General features: G+C 65.3%; 11 protein-coding genes. 4 read left to right on the plus strand and 7 right to left on the minus strand.

Going from position 1 to position 18,424, the window contains the following annotated elements; genetic code table 11:
• The first annotated feature begins 60 nt into the window (after window positions 1-60).
• The 4 genes from B3587_RS02440 to B3587_RS02455 all read left to right on the plus strand — a co-directional run bounded on the left by B3587_RS02440 (window position 61) and on the right by B3587_RS02455 (window position 4,924).
• The gene (locus B3587_RS02440) at window positions 61-273 is read left to right on the plus strand and encodes an SPOR domain-containing protein (protein WP_228178877.1); all 213 of its coding nucleotides are present in this window, start codon (window positions 61-63) and stop codon (window positions 271-273) included.
• Window positions 274-295: 22 nt separating this feature from the next.
• The gene (glnA, locus tag B3587_RS02445) at window positions 296-1,633 is read left to right on the plus strand and encodes a type I glutamate--ammonia ligase (RefSeq protein ID WP_292726276.1); all 1,338 of its coding nucleotides are present in this window, start codon (window positions 296-298) and stop codon (window positions 1,631-1,633) included.
• 17 nt (window positions 1,634-1,650) lie between these two features.
• A complete protein-coding gene (locus B3587_RS02450) occupies window positions 1,651-4,644 on the plus strand; it encodes a bifunctional [glutamine synthetase] adenylyltransferase/[glutamine synthetase]-adenylyl-L-tyrosine phosphorylase (RefSeq protein WP_292726278.1) in 2,994 nt (997 codons plus the stop codon).
• 136 nt (window positions 4,645-4,780) lie between these two features.
• Entirely contained in the window at window positions 4,781-4,924 is a 144-nt protein-coding gene (locus B3587_RS02455; RefSeq protein ID WP_292726280.1) for a hypothetical protein, read from the plus strand.
• Window positions 4,925-5,196: 272 nt separating this feature from the next.
• On the opposite strand, the gene brxL is transcribed toward B3587_RS02455, so the two are convergent.
• From brxL to B3587_RS02490, 7 genes are all read right to left on the minus strand, one after another.
• The gene (brxL, locus tag B3587_RS02460; RefSeq protein WP_292726282.1) at window positions 5,197-7,254 is read right to left on the minus strand and encodes a protease Lon-related BREX system protein BrxL; all 2,058 of its coding nucleotides are present in this window, start codon (window positions 7,252-7,254) and stop codon (window positions 5,197-5,199) included.
• A complete protein-coding gene (gene pglZ, locus B3587_RS02465; RefSeq protein WP_292726283.1) occupies window positions 7,251-9,584 on the minus strand; it encodes a BREX-1 system phosphatase PglZ type B in 2,334 nt (777 codons plus the stop codon). Before pglZ ends, brxL begins: the two co-directional genes overlap by 4 nt.
• Complete coding sequence (locus B3587_RS02470; protein ID WP_292726284.1) at window positions 9,581-12,772, minus strand: Eco57I restriction-modification methylase domain-containing protein; 3,192 nt, start codon at window positions 12,770-12,772, stop codon at window positions 9,581-9,583. The genes pglZ and B3587_RS02470 overlap by 4 nt, the downstream gene beginning before the upstream one ends.
• Window positions 12,773-12,774: 2 nt before the next feature.
• Window positions 12,775-16,233 carry a BREX system P-loop protein BrxC gene (gene brxC, locus B3587_RS02475; protein ID WP_292726286.1) on the minus strand — a complete coding sequence of 1,153 codons (3,459 nt, stop codon included), beginning with the start codon at window positions 16,231-16,233 and terminating at the stop codon, window positions 12,775-12,777.
• Window positions 16,230-16,787: a BREX protein BrxB domain-containing protein gene (locus tag B3587_RS02480; RefSeq protein ID WP_292726288.1), complete on the minus strand. Its 558-nt coding sequence runs from the start codon at window positions 16,785-16,787 to the stop codon at window positions 16,230-16,232. The genes brxC and B3587_RS02480 overlap by 4 nt, the downstream gene beginning before the upstream one ends.
• Window positions 16,784-17,539, minus strand: a complete 756-nt coding sequence (locus tag B3587_RS02485; protein WP_292726290.1) for a hypothetical protein — start codon at window positions 17,537-17,539, stop codon at window positions 16,784-16,786. The genes B3587_RS02480 and B3587_RS02485 overlap by 4 nt, the downstream gene beginning before the upstream one ends.
• Window positions 17,540-17,666: 127 nt before the next feature.
• Window positions 17,667-17,855 carry a helix-turn-helix domain-containing protein gene (locus tag B3587_RS02490; RefSeq protein WP_292726292.1) on the minus strand — a complete coding sequence of 63 codons (189 nt, stop codon included), beginning with the start codon at window positions 17,853-17,855 and terminating at the stop codon, window positions 17,667-17,669.
• Window positions 17,856-18,424: the final 569 nt, after the last annotated feature.

Below are 18,424 nucleotides of genomic sequence, written 5' to 3' on the forward strand. Positions count from 1 at the left end.
ACATCTTGACGTGAGGCAAGGCGTAGGATCGAGTCAACGGAACCCACCGAGGGAGCAGACGTGTCAGCTGACGCCGAGAAGTACTGGTACAACCTGACCACCGGTCAGGTAGAGAAGGGCTTCGAGTCGCCCGCTGTCGACCGTGCCGGTCCGTTCGAGACCGCAGAAGAGGCAGCTCGCGCGCCGGAGATCATGAAGGAGCGCTCGCGCGCGTGGGCTGATGACGAAGCACGCGAGGACTCCTGGGGTTCCGGCGGCAGCGCCGCCCACTGACGTTCGTACCGAGAGGACCTCCATGGACAAGCAGCGGGACTTTGTTCTTCGCACGATCGAGGAGCGCGGCGTCAAGTTCGTGCGCCTGTGGTTCACCGACGTGATCGGGACGCTCAAGTCGGTGGCAGTTGCGCCGGCCGAGGTTGAGGGTGCGTTCACGGAGGGCCTGGGCTTTGACGGTTCGGCCATCGAAGGGCTTACCCGCTCCTACGAGTCCGACCTGCTCGCGCATCCCGACCCGACCACGTTCCAGATCCTGCCGTGGCGCGGAGAGATCGACCCGACCGCGCGCATGTTCTGCGACATCACGACCCCCGACGGCCAGCCCGCCGTCGCCGACCCGCGTCATGTGCTCAAGCGCACCCTGGCAAAGGCCGCGGACGCGGGATTCACGTTCTACACGCATCCCGAGATCGAGTTCTACCTCCTCAAGTCCTCGTCGTACGGCGCGGAGGGGCCGGAACCAGTCGACTCCGCGGGCTACTTCGACAACGTTCCCGGCGGCACCGCTCACGACTTCCGTCGCCGGTCGGTGAGGATGCTCGAAGACCTGGGAATCTCGGTCGAATACAGCCACCACGAAGGTGGTCCGGGACAGAACGAGATCGACCTGCGCTACGCCGACGCGCTGGCTACCGCCGACAACATCATGACCTTCCGCACGGTCATCAAAGAGGTGGCCATCGAGCAGGGCGTCTATGCGACCTTCATGCCCAAGCCGCTCAGCGGTCAGCCGGGAAGCGGCATGCACACGCACATGTCGCTGTTCGAGGGGGACGTGAACGCCTTCTACGAGGAAGGCGCCCAATACCAGCTGTCGAAGGTCGGGCGGCAGTTCATCGCCGGTCTCCTGCGCCATGCCAACGAGATCAGCGCCGTCACGAACCAGTTCGTCAACTCCTACAAGCGCCTGTGGGGCGGCGACGAGGCGCCCAGCTTCATCTGCTGGGGTCACAACAACCGCTCGGCCCTCGTGCGCGTCCCGATGTACAAGCCCAACAAGGGTCAGTCCTCGCGGGTCGAGTACCGAGCGCTGGACTCCGCTGCCAACCCCTACCTGGCTTATGCGCTGCTGCTCGCCGCCGGCCTCAAGGGCATCGAAGAAGGGTACGAGCTGCCGGCAGAGGCGGAAGACAACGTCTGGTCGCTCAGTGACTCCGAGAGGCGAGCCCTGGGCTACGCGCCGCTCCCGCAGAGCCTCGACCACGCGTTGGAGTACATGGAGGACTCCGAACTCGTGGCCGAGACGCTCGGCGAGCAGGTGTTCAACTACGTCCTGCTCAACAAGCGCCGCGACTGGCGGCAGTATCGTGCACAGGTCACCCCGTACGAGCTGAAGAGCAACCTCGAGATGCTCTGACGCGCCCGGGACCGTCGATGGCATCCACCGAACGGACCACGGGTCTCACCGACCTGGCGCGCGTCGGCTTCAGCGAACTTGCTCAGGCAGACGCCGGGCTCGCGGAACTGGCTGAGACACTCGGCATCGACCGAGCATCCGTGGCGGCCCCTGCTGCAGCCGCCGCAGATCCCGACGCGGCACTGCAGGCGTTACTCCGGGTAGCGCGCCGCGACGCCGACGCACTGCGGGTCGCCGCCTTCGACGAGCGCCGGTGGTCGCACCTGTGGCTTCTGCTCGGCGCGTCGCGCGGGTTCGGCGAGTTCTATGGCCGGCATCCGAATGAGATCATTCAGCTCGAGGGTGGCGCCGACAGGCTCCCGAGCGAGGCGGAGCTTCGCGAAGTCCTTCTGACCGCAGTGGGCGTCCAGGGAGGATTCGCCGACGACGGGTCGGAAGCCGCCTGGGTCCGTTTGCGCATTGCGTATCGGACCCAACTGGCGCGCATCGCGCTCTTCGATCTCTCGCATGTCGCACCGGAAGCCGTCTTGGACGCCGTGTCGAGGGCGCTGGCCGATGCGGCGGCCGCCGCGCTCGAAGCATCCCTGTGTATCGCCAGAACCCGTATTTCAACGGGAGGACCTGCCGGCCAGTTCTCTCGCGAGCAGGTCGATGCGACCCAGCTGGCGATCATCGGCATGGGCAAGTGCGGTGCCCGTGAACTCAACTACGTCTCCGACGTCGACGTGATTTTCGTCGCGGGGACGGATGACGAGAACCTGGTATCCGAGAGCCGCGCTGTGGATATCGGCACGCGCCTGGCCGTGCAAACGATGCGTGGAATCTCCGGCGTTGAGATCGAGCCGCCACTGTGGGAGGTTGACCCGAACCTGCGACCCGAGGGTAAGCAGGGCGCTCTGGTGCGCACGCTCGATTCGCACGTGGCCTACTACGAGCGGTGGGCGAAGAGCTGGGAGTTCCAGGCTCTCCTGAAGGCTCGCCCGATCGCGGGAAACCCAGCCCTGGGGGAGGCCTACATCGAGGCAGTTCGACCGCGGGTCTGGGCGAGCGCCGCCCGTGAGAACTTCGTCGACAGCGTGCAGCGGATGCGAGAGCGCGTGACCGACCACATCCCCTCCGAGGAGGTCGCCCAGCAGATCAAGTTGGGTCCGGGCGGCATCCGAGACGTGGAGTTCACGGTGCAGTTGCTGCAGCTGGTGCATGGCCTCAGCGACGAGGCGATCCGGCAGCGCGGCACGCTTGCAGCGATTGATGCATTGGTCGCTGAGGGGTACATCGGGCGCACGGATGCCGCGGCATTCGCGCGTGACTACCGGCTGCTGCGGCTGCTGGAGCACCGTCTACAGTTGCGTCGGCTCTCGCGTACGCACCTGATGCCCACTGATCCCGACGAGTTGCGCGTATTGGCCCGCGCATCCGGCCTGGCTGACACCGGAGCTGACCTCATCGCGCAGTGGGAAGCGATCAAGCGCGAAGTCCGCGACATTCATGTGCGGCTGTTCTATCGGCCGCTGCTGTCGGCCGTGGCGGCACTGCCCGCTGAGGAGCGCGCCCTGTCCGAGGATCAGGCTCACGACCGCCTCGCGGCGATCGGCTTCCTCGATCCGCCGGGTGCGCTCCGCCACATTCGTGCGCTGACAACCGGTCTCAGTCGCAAGGCGACCATTCAGCGTCATCTCATGCCCGTGATGATCCGCTGGTTCGCTGACGGCGTTGATCCGGACTACGGCCTGATCTCTTTCCGGCGCCTGAGTGAGCGTCTCGGTGACACTCCGTGGTTCCTCCGAATGCTGCGCGACTCGACGGGGGCTGCTGAGCGACTGACCCGCGTTCTTTCCGGTTCGCGGTACGTGGGGGAACTCGTCGAGTGGATTCCCGAGTCAGCGGCATGGCTGGACGGGGAGGAGCAACTTCGGCCCCGCTCTGGTGTGGCGCTCCAGGAGGAAGCCCGAGCCATCCAGACCCGGCACAGCTCCATCGAGGACGCAGCGCGGGCCGTGCGGGCTCTGCGCCGCCGGGAGGTCCTCCGAACTGCGATGGGCGGCGTTCTCGGAATCCTCTCGATCGACGAGATCGCCAACGCGCTGACGACCATCACCGAGGTGACGATCCAAGCCACGCTGCGGGCGGTGCGGCGAGAGGTCGTGCCGCCCGAAGATGATGCACTCGACTTCTCGGTCATCGCGATGGGCAGGTTCGGCGGCGCGGAACTCGGCTTCGGGTCCGATGCCGATGTGCTCTACGTCTATCGTGCCAACGGTGTCGAGGAGGGGCGTGCGAGCCAGCTGGCGAACGCGCTCGTCGCCGGCTTGCGGCAGCACTCGGAGGATCTGCGGCTGCCGCTCGATCTGGACGCTGACCTACGCCCTGAGGGTCGTACTGGCCCGATCGTCCGGTCGCTGGAGGCCTACGCGGCGTACTACCGCAGGTGGTCGCTGTCGTGGGAGGCCCAGGCACTGCTTCGTTCCCGGGGTGTCGCAGGAAGCGTGAAGCTGATCGGCGCGTTCACGGAGCTCGCCGACTCGGTCCGCTATCCGGCGTCTGCCGACGAGAGCGGTCTGCGTGAGATCAAGCGCATCAAGGCACGGGTCGAGAATGAACGTCTGCCGCAGGGTGTCGATCCTGCGAGACATCTGAAGTTGGGCCCCGGTTCTCTCAGCGATGTGGAGTGGCTGGTGCAGCTGCTCCAGCTGCAGCACGCCCATGACGTTCCCGAATTGCGCACCACGTCGACCCTTCGAGCACTCGACGCGCTGGCTTCGCATGGGTTGTTGCCCGCCAGCGCCGTCGAACGTCTGAGACATGCCTGGATCCTCGCGAGCAGATTGCGGTCGGCTAACACCCTGCTGTCGGGGCAGACGAGCGATGTCTTGCCGACGGATCGGCGCAAACTCGACGGGCTCGCTCGCCTGCTCGAGTACCCGCCACACTCGGCTTCGCGGGTGGAAGAGGACTATCTCGGCGTCACGCGGCGCGCACGTCGTGTCTTCGAGAAGCACTTCTACGGCTGAGTGACTCGCGGAATGGGAACGCAGCCGCTCCCGCCACAACGCGTCGATGATTCTCCTCTTGCGCGGGCCGTGGCGCCACCCCCTGTGTTTCGTGGTTCGGGACGGCTTGTCTAGATGCTCACCGACAGAGGAGCGAATGATGACCGACCGCAGCCCCAGTCACGGCTCAGACCAAGCGAGCGTGGAGCACGACGAGGAGCCGCGCCCAGGCGCCGGCGCAGAGTCACCCGAGGAGGGTGCCGCCGCGATGCAGGATGCCGAAGACGCGATCGAAGACTGATAGCGCAAGAGGGGCCCCCGAGCGATTTAGCTCGAGGGCCCCTCTTGTCGCAAAGGCGTCAGACGCCGAAGTACAGCTCGTGCGGGAATCGGGGACGTACTGGCGCGGATTTACGCAGATTCCGGCACCAGCGACCTGACTAGAGTCGACTGCCGCGGGCTAGATCATGTGGAGTTTGTGTCGCACTGATGGCGCGCGCGTGGCGCTTGGCGCTTGACACGTTTGACCTCGCCGAGAGTGCGCATATCGAGCTCTCCGGACCATCTGTACGCCTATTCGTCGAGTGCTTTCATGAGGGCGTCCGGGGCGTCGCTGTAGAAGATGAACGACACTTTCGTTGCTACCTCGTCGCTGACGTCAAGGAGTTGGCGGCGGGCAGACACTGGGAGCAAGAGGGCTGTTGCTCCTTTCTCCATCGCGTGCTCGGCGAGTTGCGCTGCGTTGAGGATCGTCTCGACGCCGCCGCCGAGCGACAGGTTGCCCACGGCGATCAGGCCGCCACGGATAGACCGCTGGAGCATCGCGGAGGCCAGTGCGAGAAGGATCGGCAGTCCGAGGCCGGCGCCGGTCTTGGCCGCGTCGAGCGCACGAACCTGGGCGGTAAGGTTGTGCTCGCGCGGGTCACGGTCGCCCACGAGTTGTCTCGCCTGGGCAATGAGGTTCTGCTCTGCGACCTTGAAGCTTTCCCGGAGCGTGGCGGGTGCGGCCTGGTTGAGTAGACCGCGTGCGCCAGAGCCGGGCGTGTCCGCCGCCTCGATTCGGTAGAGGCCCGGGCCGACGTCGCCGCCGCCCTCGGAGATCGCCCACACCTGGCCTGGGGGCAGCGGATCGAGCCCGATCGAGTCGGGGCTCGCGAGCTCGGGGGTCGAGACGAACTGCTCGACTCCCTCGCCGAGGCGGTAGCCGAACTGGGTGTTACGGAACTCTGCTGCGCCAATGCGGCGCTGCTGTTCCTTGACGCGGCGCCGGCACTCCAGTGCGATGCGCACCGCCCATTCGAGGTCCTCGTCGGAGATCGCTGCTTCGGCGTCGGGATACAAGAGCTTGAGCAGGCCATCGACCGTCTTGTTGACGGCCGACAGGTCCCGGCCCGACAGTGCATCGGAGTAGTTGACCCGCCCCTGGATCGAGGTGAGGCGAGACTGGTCGCGAAGGCGCGACCAGCACTCGGACAGGAAATCACTCACGAGTCCGAAGTGGTGAGTGAAGTAAGTCGGGTTGAGCTTCGGAACATCCCAGCCGGGAAGGTAGGCGTGGATGCGGTCCATGAACGCCGTGTCGTCACGCATCTCCGGGGGCAGCGGCGAGAGCAGGTGGCCGATCCGCTGCTGGTGGGCGACATCCACGTCGAAGTTCCCGACCAACATGATCGAACCGTCAGCACGGATGGACTCACGGCCCCGGGAGAACTCACCCGACTCCATGTAGCCCTTCATGATGTTGACGCCGTCCTTTTGGTCGAAGGAGACGCCGGAGACTTCATCGAAGCAGACGACGTCGTACTGCGCGACGAGGCCGCGTTGCCCAGTGGCGTTGTTGACGAACATCCGGGCAACGGTGGCCTTGCCGCCGGAAATCAGGTGCGCGTAGGGCGAGACCTGCTGGAACAGGTGGGACTTGCCAGTGCCACGAGGCCCTAGTTCGACCATGTTGAAGTTCCGCTGCACGAACGGGACCATGCGCAGCAGGAGCACGTCTTGCTCGCGCTCGGTGAGTTGCGCAGGTTCGAAGCCCACTGACCGAAGCAGGAGGTGCTTCCACTGCTCTGTGGTGAACCGTGAGCGGCCTTCGGCCAGACGCGAGAGCGAATCGCGGGTTGAGAGCTGGATGGGGCGAAGCGACCCGATAGCGAAGGGTTTGCCGTTGCTCTCATCAGCGATCGCGGCGTCGTAGAACAGGTCAACCTCGGCGTAGAAGCCACCGGTCAGCATGCGCTCGTTCTCGCGGACAACGGCATCGTCGATGCGCACGTCTCGGAGTCCAAGGCTCGGCAGCTCGGCGACATAAGCGTTCGACTTCGCATCGAGACGGGCCTTGACGAGATCAATGAGCTTGACGGTCATGCGCTCGCGCGCGCGCGACTTGAAGAGCTCCTCTTCACCTGCCCGCACTGTGCGGTCTGCGAGCAGCCGTCGTACGATCTGGAGCCCTTCTTCGATCTCCTCCGGGTCGGTCGTGGCGCAGTAGCGCCCGATAAGGAACTCGCCGACGTACGTCGGGACAGGATACGCACCCTTGAACTGCTGGGCGAGATCCTTGCGAACGACGTACCCCTCGAAGGCTGACGCTGCGGTCGTGTCGATCTCGTCGAGCGTGATTGCTTCGGTCATTCGACGCCTCCTACCGTGGTTTGTGCTTGTGCTAGAACTCCACCGCTCGGGTCGAGAAGTACGACCCACGCGTTCACCCCAGCAGGAGCCTGGTCCTCATCGACGAGCACCTTGACCTCGCCCGGCTCGGTGGGCGACTTCGGGCCACCGACGGCGCTCGATGCGTCGGCGGGGCGAAGCCGAACCTCGGCAACCACCTCGGCTTCGGCAGGACCGTAGTCGATGCGGCAGCGCTGTCCGGTCCATCGAACAGCCTCAATCTGGGCGGGCCCAGCGTCCGAATCGCCGCGGGTCACGGTGACGACGGGAATCACGCACTCCTGGGGACTCAAACCGCCGTGCTCGTACAGACGGCCCGACTCGAATGCAGCAGTTCCCGGTGCGCTAACCATGTCAACAGACGAGTCCCATGTCCAGGGCAGGATCGGGAAGTCTGGGCGCGCCGCGGTGGCCTTCAACCGCGCCACACGCGGCTTGCGGGCAACATCACCTTCCGTGATCTGTATAGAGAGGTTGACCTTCTGCGCTGGTTGACCAGGCAAGAGGAAGCCGTGATCGGTGACCACGACAACCTTCCGCCACCCTGCTTCGATTAGTGCACGAACACGCTCTGCGACGAGGTCGAGGTGGTGGTCGACGAGGTCCGCCATCTGGTGCCCGTGTGAGTGGCCCAGCGAGTCGATCATGTTCGTCTGCGTCCACGCCGTTCCGGCAGGGTCGCCGACCTGAGCGGTGTCCCAGTCGAGGAACTGCACCTCCGCCCCAGCGAGGGCCGACCGCAGCACTGCACCCTTCACAGATCGCCCCTGATCGTCGGCCGCGTCGAAGGCCGCGCCGCCAGCCATGCTGATCCTGATCGGCGCCACCGCCGGCTGGCCGGTTGGCGTGACGCTGGGGAAAGCCGCCTGGCGCGGCTCCACAACTACCACGAGACCCGACAGTCGGCGAGCAACACGGGTGGCCAGGTCGTAGCGCAGTGCATCGACGTAGACCACGCACGTTCCGGCGACTACGTCGAGGCCCGTCTGGCCGCTGTAGGAACCAACGGCGGCTTTCTGGAATGCTCGTGCCGACTGATCGGCCCAGGGGTCGTAGATCGCGGCGAGCGCGTGAGCGACAGCGGACCTATCCTGTGCGGTCTTGGCCGTCGCGATCGTCCGCAGTGCGAGGTCGTCGATCACGTGGCCTTCGTCGCTGTACCAGGCAATCTGAGTCTTGAGGTCTGTTGCTGTCGGAGCGGTCGCGACGCGGTCTGCCAGTTCGGCGAGGTGGCCGACGGCCTTCGCAAGAGGTGCCTGGCCGAGAGCAGCCCAGACGTTTTCTTCGCGCGACGTGTGCGCGGCAGCGAGTTCCTGAACGCGACCACGCGGGTCGGGATGAGTGCCCAATGCATCAAGCGCGGACCTGATGGCGTCCTCCTCATCGCGGTTCCACGAGGGCCACGAGTCGGGGTGCGGGTCCACGTCTCCAAAGAGCGGCACCACGGAGGGCCGTGCTTGGTCGAGCAAGGCAGGGAGGTTCGGATAACGGCTCGGGTTCTCCGCAAACCGTTGCCAGACAGTTCCCCACTCACCCGTTCGGCGGCCGAGCTTGCTGGCTGCAGTGAGAGCGCCGTCCTTGTCGGGGCTGATGCCGTAGACGGACTTGCAGGAGGCGACAAGGGCCTGCCATTGCGCACCCTCGAGCGAGGCCCGCACAGCGTCTGGGTCGTTCATCCAATCGAGGAGCGTGCGCACTGAGTCATCAAGCACGAGGTGGTGCAGGCGAGACGAATCGAGACGCCCCATACGTTTGAGATCGGCGATGTCCTCGAAGAGGAGCTTGTCCAGCACCTGAGCGAGGGCCGCCTTCGTCGCACCGTCGCTCGCGATGTCGAGCCCAGCACCCTCCTTCGCCGCAAGGAAGGAGTGCGGCGTCCATGGCGTCTGGCCGTGGGCGGAAGGCCACCAGTTCGAGCGGATCGCAACCTCGGCCAACGGCGCGAGCGAGTCATCTAGAGCCGCTGCCTCAGCCACGGAGCCTCGACTCACACCAGGCAGGTAGATCACCCACGGATTGCGCTCGTCTCGTTCGGCAAGATGAGCTGGCAGCTCCGCGGACTCGGGCGAGGCGAGAACGGCTCGAAGCCAAAGCGCTGGACCTCGTGCGGCCGCGGGCTCGTACTCTCCGAGCACCAAGATGGGCACGGCCTCTTGGAGGATGCGAATCACCGGCTCCCAGGTGCGCTCAGGATCGGCCCACAGAACAGCCGCGGGGGCAGAGTTCGCCCCCGCATTGAAGGCAGCAGCGTCGCGGAGGGCTTTCGCGACGACGGCACGGACAAGCGTCATTTGGCGTCCCCCGCCTCGCGCCGGGCGGCACGGCGCTCCTCAAGCGTCGGGTGCAGATCGTTGTGGCGTTCCGACCCGTCGGGATTTGTTCCACGGTCCTTTCGCCAGTGGACGTTCACCTTGGACCGGAGCACGTCGGCGATCACGAACGGACGGATGTTCAAACGAACCCCGTCATCAACGTCAGGCTCCCACCCGATCGGCTGCTCGGCCATCTCCTTCCACCGGACGTACACGTCATAGGGCGGCTCGCCGCCATGAATCAGCTGGAGTCTGCGCTGAAGTTCTTCGGCGGCAGCCAGCCGCGCATCGGCACCTGGACGCTCTGCGCGGGCCTCGTGCTTCTGCCGGTCGATCCATGCACCGAGGGCAGTGAATGTGAGCTTCTCAAGCGTTCGCCGATCAAGGCGGTGGTAGTTGACGATTGCCGAGAACCCGTCCTTCCGGCCATCCCAGATGTGCCACAGGAACGGCCGGTTGCCGAAGAGCTTTGCGTGCTGAGCAAAGAACTGATCCCGAAGCCAGTCGTCGAGCTTTCCGCTCTTGCCGCCGGCTTCGACAACCAGCTTTCGCTCGCGGGCGCTGGACCAGTCGTTGCCGTACGCGACCGCAAGGTAATCGCGCAACCGGGTGACCAGGTCCGGTTCACCTGGCAGCGACACGAGTGCCGCCATGCCGTCCAGGTCCTTCATGCGATCGAGTGCCCCATCGGCGTCAACTGAATCCGGCCAGCGGAAACCCAGCAGTTGAGCAACAGCAACCTGAAGGGGATGGAGCGCCGTCGCAATGGCCCCGTCGAACAACCATTGTGTTGGGTCATCAGAGCGTGCGGCAGGAAGCGGGCCCGCCTCCACTGCGGCATGCTTCCAGTGTTCGAGGTCGAAAGGCACCTTGATGAGATACCCGGAGTCGACCATTACTTTCGAGTTGATGCGGCGGACGGCAGCGGCGTAATCCTCGCTCTGAAGGTACGCCCAGATCGCCTCACGATGTTCCGGATTCAACGGGATGATCGGCGCCGCGGCGTGATTGAACTTCTCACCTGAATAGAGAGTGACTCGCATACTCGACTGCGCAACGAGTATTCCTTGCTTGCCCAGCACAGCCGACGGATTGAAGTTGTGGGCCTTTGATCGACTCAGGGAACCGGTACCGCCCTCCCACCGAAGGAAGTACTCCCGTCCCGAATACGGCGCGGTGTAAGTCGGCGCGGTGACGTATCGAGCCCATACGGTTCCCTCCGCTGGTACCTCCCAGAAGTGCAGAATGAACTGCGACGAGTCGGTGGTGACGAGTCCCTGCCAACTCGTGGCGTAAGAGGACAGGAGGCTCTTGCCCAACGTGCTTGCGTCGAGGACGGCGCCCGGGTTCTTACGAACTTCCTCGAAGGGCACAAGGTCCACGGAGCCATTCAGGAGCAACTCGGCCTTTGCTTCAGCAGACGCCGGCATCCGCGCATCGACGAACATCATGTCCTTCGGACGCTGCGCGGAGAGCAGCACCAGAGCAGACTGCACGACTTGGCCAGTGATCGTCTGGAATGCGCCCGGTCCAAGCGGAGCCACTACGTTCCATCCGGCGTGATTGAGCAGGTGCACGCGAAGTGAGCTGAAGGACTTGAGGAAGAGCCAGTTCATCGGCATAACGGCCGCGATGGTGCCGCTCTCTCCGGGGAGGTACCGTTCAAGCATTGCCGTCGCAAGCTCCGTGCTTGATCGCGGGAAGCGGTCAGCGATGAACTCGGCCGTGGCCTCGTCCATCCGTTGTGTGCTCAGGTATGGAGGATTGGTGGCTACCAGGGTGTAGTCGCGGCCAAGCAGACCTGCCGCATGTATGACATCCTCGGCAGCATGCCCGAGAACCGTCGCGTCCTGCCGCTCTTCTTTGAGGGCTGTCGCGAGCAGGCTGCGCACCCGCTCCGCAGACACCCCGATAGTAAGGTCGCGGCCGAACAACCCATCGCGGTGCTCCGTGGGACGTGGGTCAAGCAGTGACCCCAGGCTGTCGGCGTTGCGGAACAGCGAGTGGAGGCCGCGCATAGCCTTGCGCAGTTCGTCGTCATCGCCCGCGAGCGATTCCCACTCCCGCGAAGCCCCGCGGACAGGCACACCAGAGCATGCAATCTGCGGAGCAGGGAGTTCGCGGAACCCGCCTTGCTTCCAGGCTTCGAGCGCGACGTTGAAGGTTGCGATCTGAGTGCAGCGCGGGTCGAGTTCGAGCCCATGCAGGTTGTCACGGAGGACGGCATCCTGCGCCTCGGCCGGCGCGAGGCCTTCCTCCTCGGCGCGCATGCGCCAGAGCATCCCGAACATTGCGACGAGGAAGTGACCGGAGCCGCAGCAGGGGTCCATCACCGTCACGTCGGCAGCACGGTCAGGCCAATCACTGAACGAGCCCGCCGCAGGGGTTCCGTCCTCGTTGCGGCGCAGGTACTCCCAGCCGTCAAGGAGTGCCGACGAGGGGTGGTGTGCGGCCCACCATGCTCCGAGAGAGTTCTCCAGGAGGAATCGAACCATGTAGTTTTCGGTGAAGAGCTGTGTGACGGGCGAGAGGTCCGCCCCGCCGATCTTGACGCCCGACTCGTTGACGCGCTTCTTCTCGGCCGTCTGCCAGAACTGATACACCCATCCGAGGGCGTCCTCGGTCGTGAAGACATCGGAAGGAATGTCGAGGAGGAGGCGCTCCAGCGCGGCTCGGTGTTCGGCTGCAAACCGGACTTGTACCGCGGGGTCGGTGAGGCGGAACACGCCGGGCAGAATCTCCGAGGCGAACCGCGCGGCAACGGCCCAGGCGTCCGGCTCGCCAAGGTCTGACGCGAGATCGCCGCAGTCTTCCAATGACAACGGGATATCGCGGTAATCCGGATGCCGGAGCAGCCCATTGACTTCCAGGAAGCGCGCGAACAGCAAGCGGTGCCACTGCTCGTAGGCGACATCGTGCACCAGGTTGGTAAGCGCTGCACCCGCTCGTGCATTGTCATCGCCGAGCTGTCGTGCCTTGTCGCGGAGCGCAAGCCGGAGTTTGTTCTGCTCACCATTCAAGAAGCCCGGACGGCTCGGCTCGGCGACAGCGAGAGCGCGCAGAGCATCTTCGGCGGCGCGCTGTGCAGCCTCGCGGGCGCGCTGCGTCTGGGCGTCGAGAAAACGACGTTGGTCGGCGTTGAGGACCTTGGTCGTTGCCGTCGTCATGGTCAGCCCTTCACCACCACGGTGTCGTTACCGCTGTTCAGGGCGTCGAGAAGCTGCATCCGCAGGGCCGCGATGTAGCGCTCGACCTCGTCGGCGCTGCTCAGGCTCGCCGTCGAAACCCGCACTGTGGCCGTCTTGACCGCAGGTGTCGTGAGCTGAATGGCCGCTTCCAGCGCCCGCGAAGCCCGTTGCGGGATGGCGTCGAGTTCAGCGGTCCACCCCTGGAGCGGCCGAGTCTGCGCCGCACTCAGGACGGCAGCAGCATCTGCAAGGTTGGGCTCCGCCTCGATGCCGAGATGATGTTCCGTGAGGAGCGCCTCGCGCTGCGCTTCGTCGAGAGCCGTCCATGCTGGCTGCTGTTCGAGATCTGCCACAGCCGTCGCTCGGGCGTCGTGCAACGCCACCGCTGCTTCGTGGATGGCATCGCGGAGCGCCTCGGCGAGTTCTTTCACGATTGGGGTGACTGGATCGGCCTCGGCGAGGAGATCGCGGCTCGCGGCCAGTGCGCCGAGGCGCTCACGGGCCGCCAAGGCGGGCCCCAGCCCCGCGGCCGAGGATGCAAGCGAACGTGCCAGTTCGAGCGAAGGCGTGCGGGTCTTGAGCCTGCGTTCCAGGTCTCCGAGTTGTTCATTGAAGCTTGTGAGGTCATTCTTCGCTGCCAGCAGGGCGTGCACGCGGTCGTTTCCCGACGCGCTCACGATCACCTGGATGCTGCCCGGCACTGTGATGTCCGGGAGCGGAGCGGGCCCGCTCACGCCTTTTGCACGGTCGACGAGCGACTTGACGGCCTGTTCGGCAGCCGAGACGAGTCCGTCGTTGCCGGTCGGGAAGCCGAGGTTGCTCAGCAACTGGCGGGCCTGGATTTTCTCGGCGGGCTTGAGCACCGTGATCTCGCGGCGGAGATGCACATTGCCGAGGCGGGTCTGCTTGAGTACATCGGCGGTGGTCGCGTCGCTCCCGTTGAGCGTCGCACGGATCACTCCGGTGTCGAGGAGCACGCCGAGGGAGGCCATGAGCGCGTCGCGCGGCCAGCCGAGTGGCTTCGAGGTCACGGCCTTCTCGACATCACTCGCGGACGTGCCCGCCGGGCCGACATGACTGAGAACTTCCTTGACGACACTGTGCTGCTCTGGGTCGGCGTCGTGCTGGACGACCTTGAGCGCGTCGGCAGCCGATCCACTCCGCACGCGCGCGATCACCTGCGGCCACCGGTTGTCGTCAGCTTCGGAGAACCGTGGGAACAGGCGGGTCGCGGCGGACTGTGCGCCCGCCTCGATCCGCTCGCGCAGGCTGACGCCGCTCGGCGAAGTCCCACCCCCGAGGAGTACGTTCGCCCGGCCGATGACATCGCGGACGTGGGCGTTCACTTGGTCGGTTGCACGGTTGAGTCGGGTCTGCATCGCACTTCTTGCCTGCTTACCCTCGTCGTCCTGCGGGATTCCGTGCTGGTCGATCACTCGCTGCGCGGCGAGCTTGTTACGGACTGCCGCGACGAACGCGGGAGCCTGGAGTCGGGGAAGATGGACAAGAACGATCGGCGAGTCAACTCCGAGGCTGCGCGCGGCCTCGTCGAACTGCTTCGCCGTGATGCCCTCGTCCCACTCGGAGCGCAGCCACACCGAGATCGCATCGGACTCCGGCGGAAGCGAGGCGTCGGCGTGCAGCGCGAGCTTGCGGGATTCCTTGGCACGACCCTGCTGGATCGAAGCGGGTATCGACCTTCCGACCTCAGTGAGCAACAGCGAATCACGATCTGTGCTTACCTCACTGTCCGTGACTTGAGCGTGGTGCCTGCGGAATGCCTCGTCCCACTCGCGGCCCGCCTTAGTTTGAAGGCGGAACTCCTCGCCATCCTGCTGAATGACGCCCTCTTCGGCGAGCGCTTCGAGCACCGCAGGCACCTGCTGCCGGAGCCGGTCCCCGTCGTGGGCGAGGTCCTCGACGAGGAGGTCGACGAGATGGTCTGCCGTCGCACGGACGCCGATGTCGCCGTGGCCCGATGTAGGGAGCAGACCAATGAGGTGGATGAGGCCGAGGATGCGGCCGCGCAGGGGGTCCTTCTGCCCCTGCTCGTGGATGAGCGTCTGCGTCTCCTTAAGAAGGAGGCCCGCGCCGTTGAGGTCTTCGTTCTTCTGCGAGTAGAGGAAATCGGCGCCGACCACAGTGCCGACCGACTGGGGAGCGACTTTGCGGTTCGCCTCATGCACGATGCGGAGCTGGGAGCGCAGCTGACCGGCGCGGCCAGCGTCGGCCTGGCGGAGCACGCTCTCCCAGAAACGACGACGCAACGGGAGCAACGGGTAGTCCTCGGCGAGGTCCTTGTCATCCGCCGCGGTGTGCTGAATCCTGCTGCCGATGAGTTGGCGGGAAATCTGCCCGGAAACCGACGCCAACGTGGCGTCAAGAGCAGGCTTCTTAGCGGGTTCCTTGCTGAGGAGCACACGGCGGACAACGGCGTCGACGTCCTGGTTCTTGAGCACGACCTTGACGGTGAAACGGTCCTGAATCTTCTGAAGCGTCGAATCAGCCGTCAACTCTTGCTGGCCCGTAGCTACAAGCAGCACCCGGCCGTTCAGTTCGCGCGACACAGACTCAACGAGGTTCTGCACCTCCATCGCTCGGCCGCCGTCACTGCTGATGTACTGCTGCACCTCGTCGAGGACGATCAGCGACGGCGGTATCTGGCCATCGCCGACGTACTCAAGAATCTTCTTGAGCAACGCGATCGTCTCATCCGTGGAGAACGAGCGGGTATCCGGCGGGAACTGGCTGCGCAGCGCGGCACGCACGTCCTTGGCCGACGCGGCGAACTGCGGGTCGGCTGCAAGGATCGCGTTCGCGAGCAGCGTGCTGAGGTTGTACTCGCCCAGTTCCTCGACGAGGTCGCCGCCGTTGGCCGCGACGTGATCGCGAACAGCGTCGAGGTGCCCGTTCCCCGCGAGCCACAGCGCAACCTGGGCGGGAGCGACACGCGTTGGCAGTCCTGCCCCGCCGAGGACGATCGAAAGGAACACCGAGTTGAGGGTGTCGCCGCTGCGGTCGAGTGCGCCTGCTGCCGCCCACGGTGCGGCACCGTCGCGTCGGCCGAGAGTTGTCAGCTCCGTCAACTGTTCCTGGATGCCCTGGGGGATGTTCGTCAGACCGCGCGCGGTCGCGCCGTTCGGAAACCTAGTGTCGGCCCACAGGTGCTGGAGGACTCGAACGAGGTGGGACTTACCGCTGCCGTAGAAACCCGACACCCACACGGCAGGCTGCGTCGTCCGATTCCGATGTCCGGTGTAGGAGTCGAGGATGCGCTGGAGGCCGTGCTCGTACTCGCCCTCGCAGACGAAGCTCTCCAGCTCGTACTTGAGGACGTCCCACTGGTTGGGGTCCTCGGGACGGTCCACATTGGTTACGCCATCGTTCGGAATCTCGAAGCTGAGTGGAGGCCGGACGAAGAGGTTGTTGTTGGTCGTCACGCGATGTCCTTCTGCGGATCGATGACACGGGCGCGGTAGTTGAACCCATCGCGCGCGTCGAGCAAGCGGAATGAATGAGTCTCCGGGTCATGAAGCCCGGGGAAGAGAACGAGAAGGCGTCCGGTGACCGCGGAGTCAACGGACTTGACGACGCTCGATGCTCGCAGGAACGGGAAGATCGAGCCAATGCCAACGAGCGCCACGACAGCGTTTTCGGGTGCCGTTTCGAGAGCCTGGCGGATGCGGGCGACAAGGGTTGTCTCAAACTGATCCAGGATCGACTGAGTGAGGTCGCTCGGGTCCTCGTAGAAGGCTTCCGCATGCCGGTGAGCGGACAGCCAGCGCCCGAAGTCGTCGGTGACGTCGAGTACAGCCCAGACGCGGCCGGCCTGGGTAGTCGCCAACTCGATGCTCGGCAGAGCGTGCCGCATTTGGCGTTCCAGGTCGGGCGGGTAGACGAGCATCCAGACGCGCTCACCGCCCGAGACATTGTCCTTCCACGCCAGCGGCAACTCGGCCTTGTAGGCGTCGACGAGATCCGAGACGCGGCTCATGCGACGCCGCCGAACGTCGGGAAGGACACATCCACCACGTTGCCCGCAACGAGCAAGTCAAGGAGGCCTTGGGTGTGCGCGTCACGCAGTGCCTCCAACGTGCGGCCAGGGGCCAGCCCCAGAATCTGCGACCAGGGGTTGTCGAGCACGCCGAGGCCACGTCCGCCGGCGAGGTGGCCGAGGTAGGCCGCATACGCGATGGCAACCGGGCGGGCCTCCACCTCAGTGCGCACCTTCTTGGCGCGACCGGCGAGATGACCGGTCTGGGTCCAGCAGGCCCCGGTATTGCGCCCAGTCTTTCCAAGGGTTGACTCCGACATCTCGTTGCCGAACTGCGCGGCGACCGCGGCGGTGAGGTCTGCCGATGTCACGCCCGATCCCACTGGGAGGTCCGCGACCGCGGCGAACGAGGCGCGGAGCACCTCGTCGCGGGTGAAAGCCAGCAGCCCCGCAAGGAGTGGCTGTGCCGCGGGGTCGATGTCCCAGAGGGACCGCAAGGCCGCGAATTCCGCGCGCCCCGGATCAAGGAAGTACAGCTCGCGCAGGTGGCGGAACGAACGCTGCCGCCCGGCCAAAGTTGGCCGTCCGAGGATGTTGTCTTCGACCACTGCTTGGCGGTACAGGTCGGCAGGCGCATCGGATGGCACTTCGCGGAGGAGTTCCACCAGGTGGGGAATGCCAATCGTGTGGCTGGCAGTCGTACGCAACGTGCCGAGCGTGAAGCCGCTCTCAGCGACATGTGAACTCGTCATATCTCGGTCGTCCTCCTTCCGGTTGCGCGCATCACGTCACTCACCCGGAGCGGGGCGTTGCGAATCCGGCTCACGATGGGCTTCATCGCGGGTTCGATCTCAGCAGGAACCTCTGACATTCGTGCCTTCATAGGGTGTCGTCTCCTGCGGCGCCGCCTCGTCGCACCCAGTCGTCGATCTCGCTGGCTTGGAACTTCCAGAGGCGTCCGACCTTGTGGGCGGGCATGGCCTTCTCGGCGATCCAGGTGTAGACGGTGTCTTTGGTGACCCCGAGGTGGGCGGCGATGTCGTCTGCGGACAGCCACGGCTCAGCCACGTTGGTCCTCCCTCGCTCAATGGCCCAGGCAGGCCAACACTCACGATGATACCGGCGGAGGTACGGCTTGAGTTGGGTTTCTCCGGGCGGGGCCGAACGAGATGGGTGCGGAGGGTGGTCGCTCCGTTCTGCCGATCAGCTCGGGGCGCACGCCTTGAGCCAGGTTGTCACTGTGTTCTGCCACCGGCCGGGGTCGGTGTTCCAGCAGAGGGTGTGGTCGGCGTCGAAGGTCTCCAGCTCGATGAGGTCCGGTCGCGCGTCGCGGAGTGCTTGTGAGAGCCGGATGGGTACGGATCGGTCTGGCCCCAACGGTGTTTGGATCCGATAGTGCGCGGGAACTACCGCAAGATGCTCGGTAGTTCCCGCGCTCACGTGTTACACCGAGCGAGCGCCTCGGTGGACGTTGATCGTTTCATGTTGGGCCGGCTGCTGGCTATGTGGTGAGACCCTCGCCAAAGCCGAACAACTCGTCGACGGACCCTGATGAGACGTACTTCTGCTCGGGCGCGACATATGCGCTCTTCGTGATGCGCGTGTCCGAGTGTCCTAGGCCGTGTTGATCAAGAGCT

Origin of the sequence: Microbacterium sp. UBA837 (assembly GCF_002296025.1) — a bacterium.
Lineage (GTDB): Bacteria > Actinomycetota > Actinomycetes > Actinomycetales > Microbacteriaceae > Microbacterium.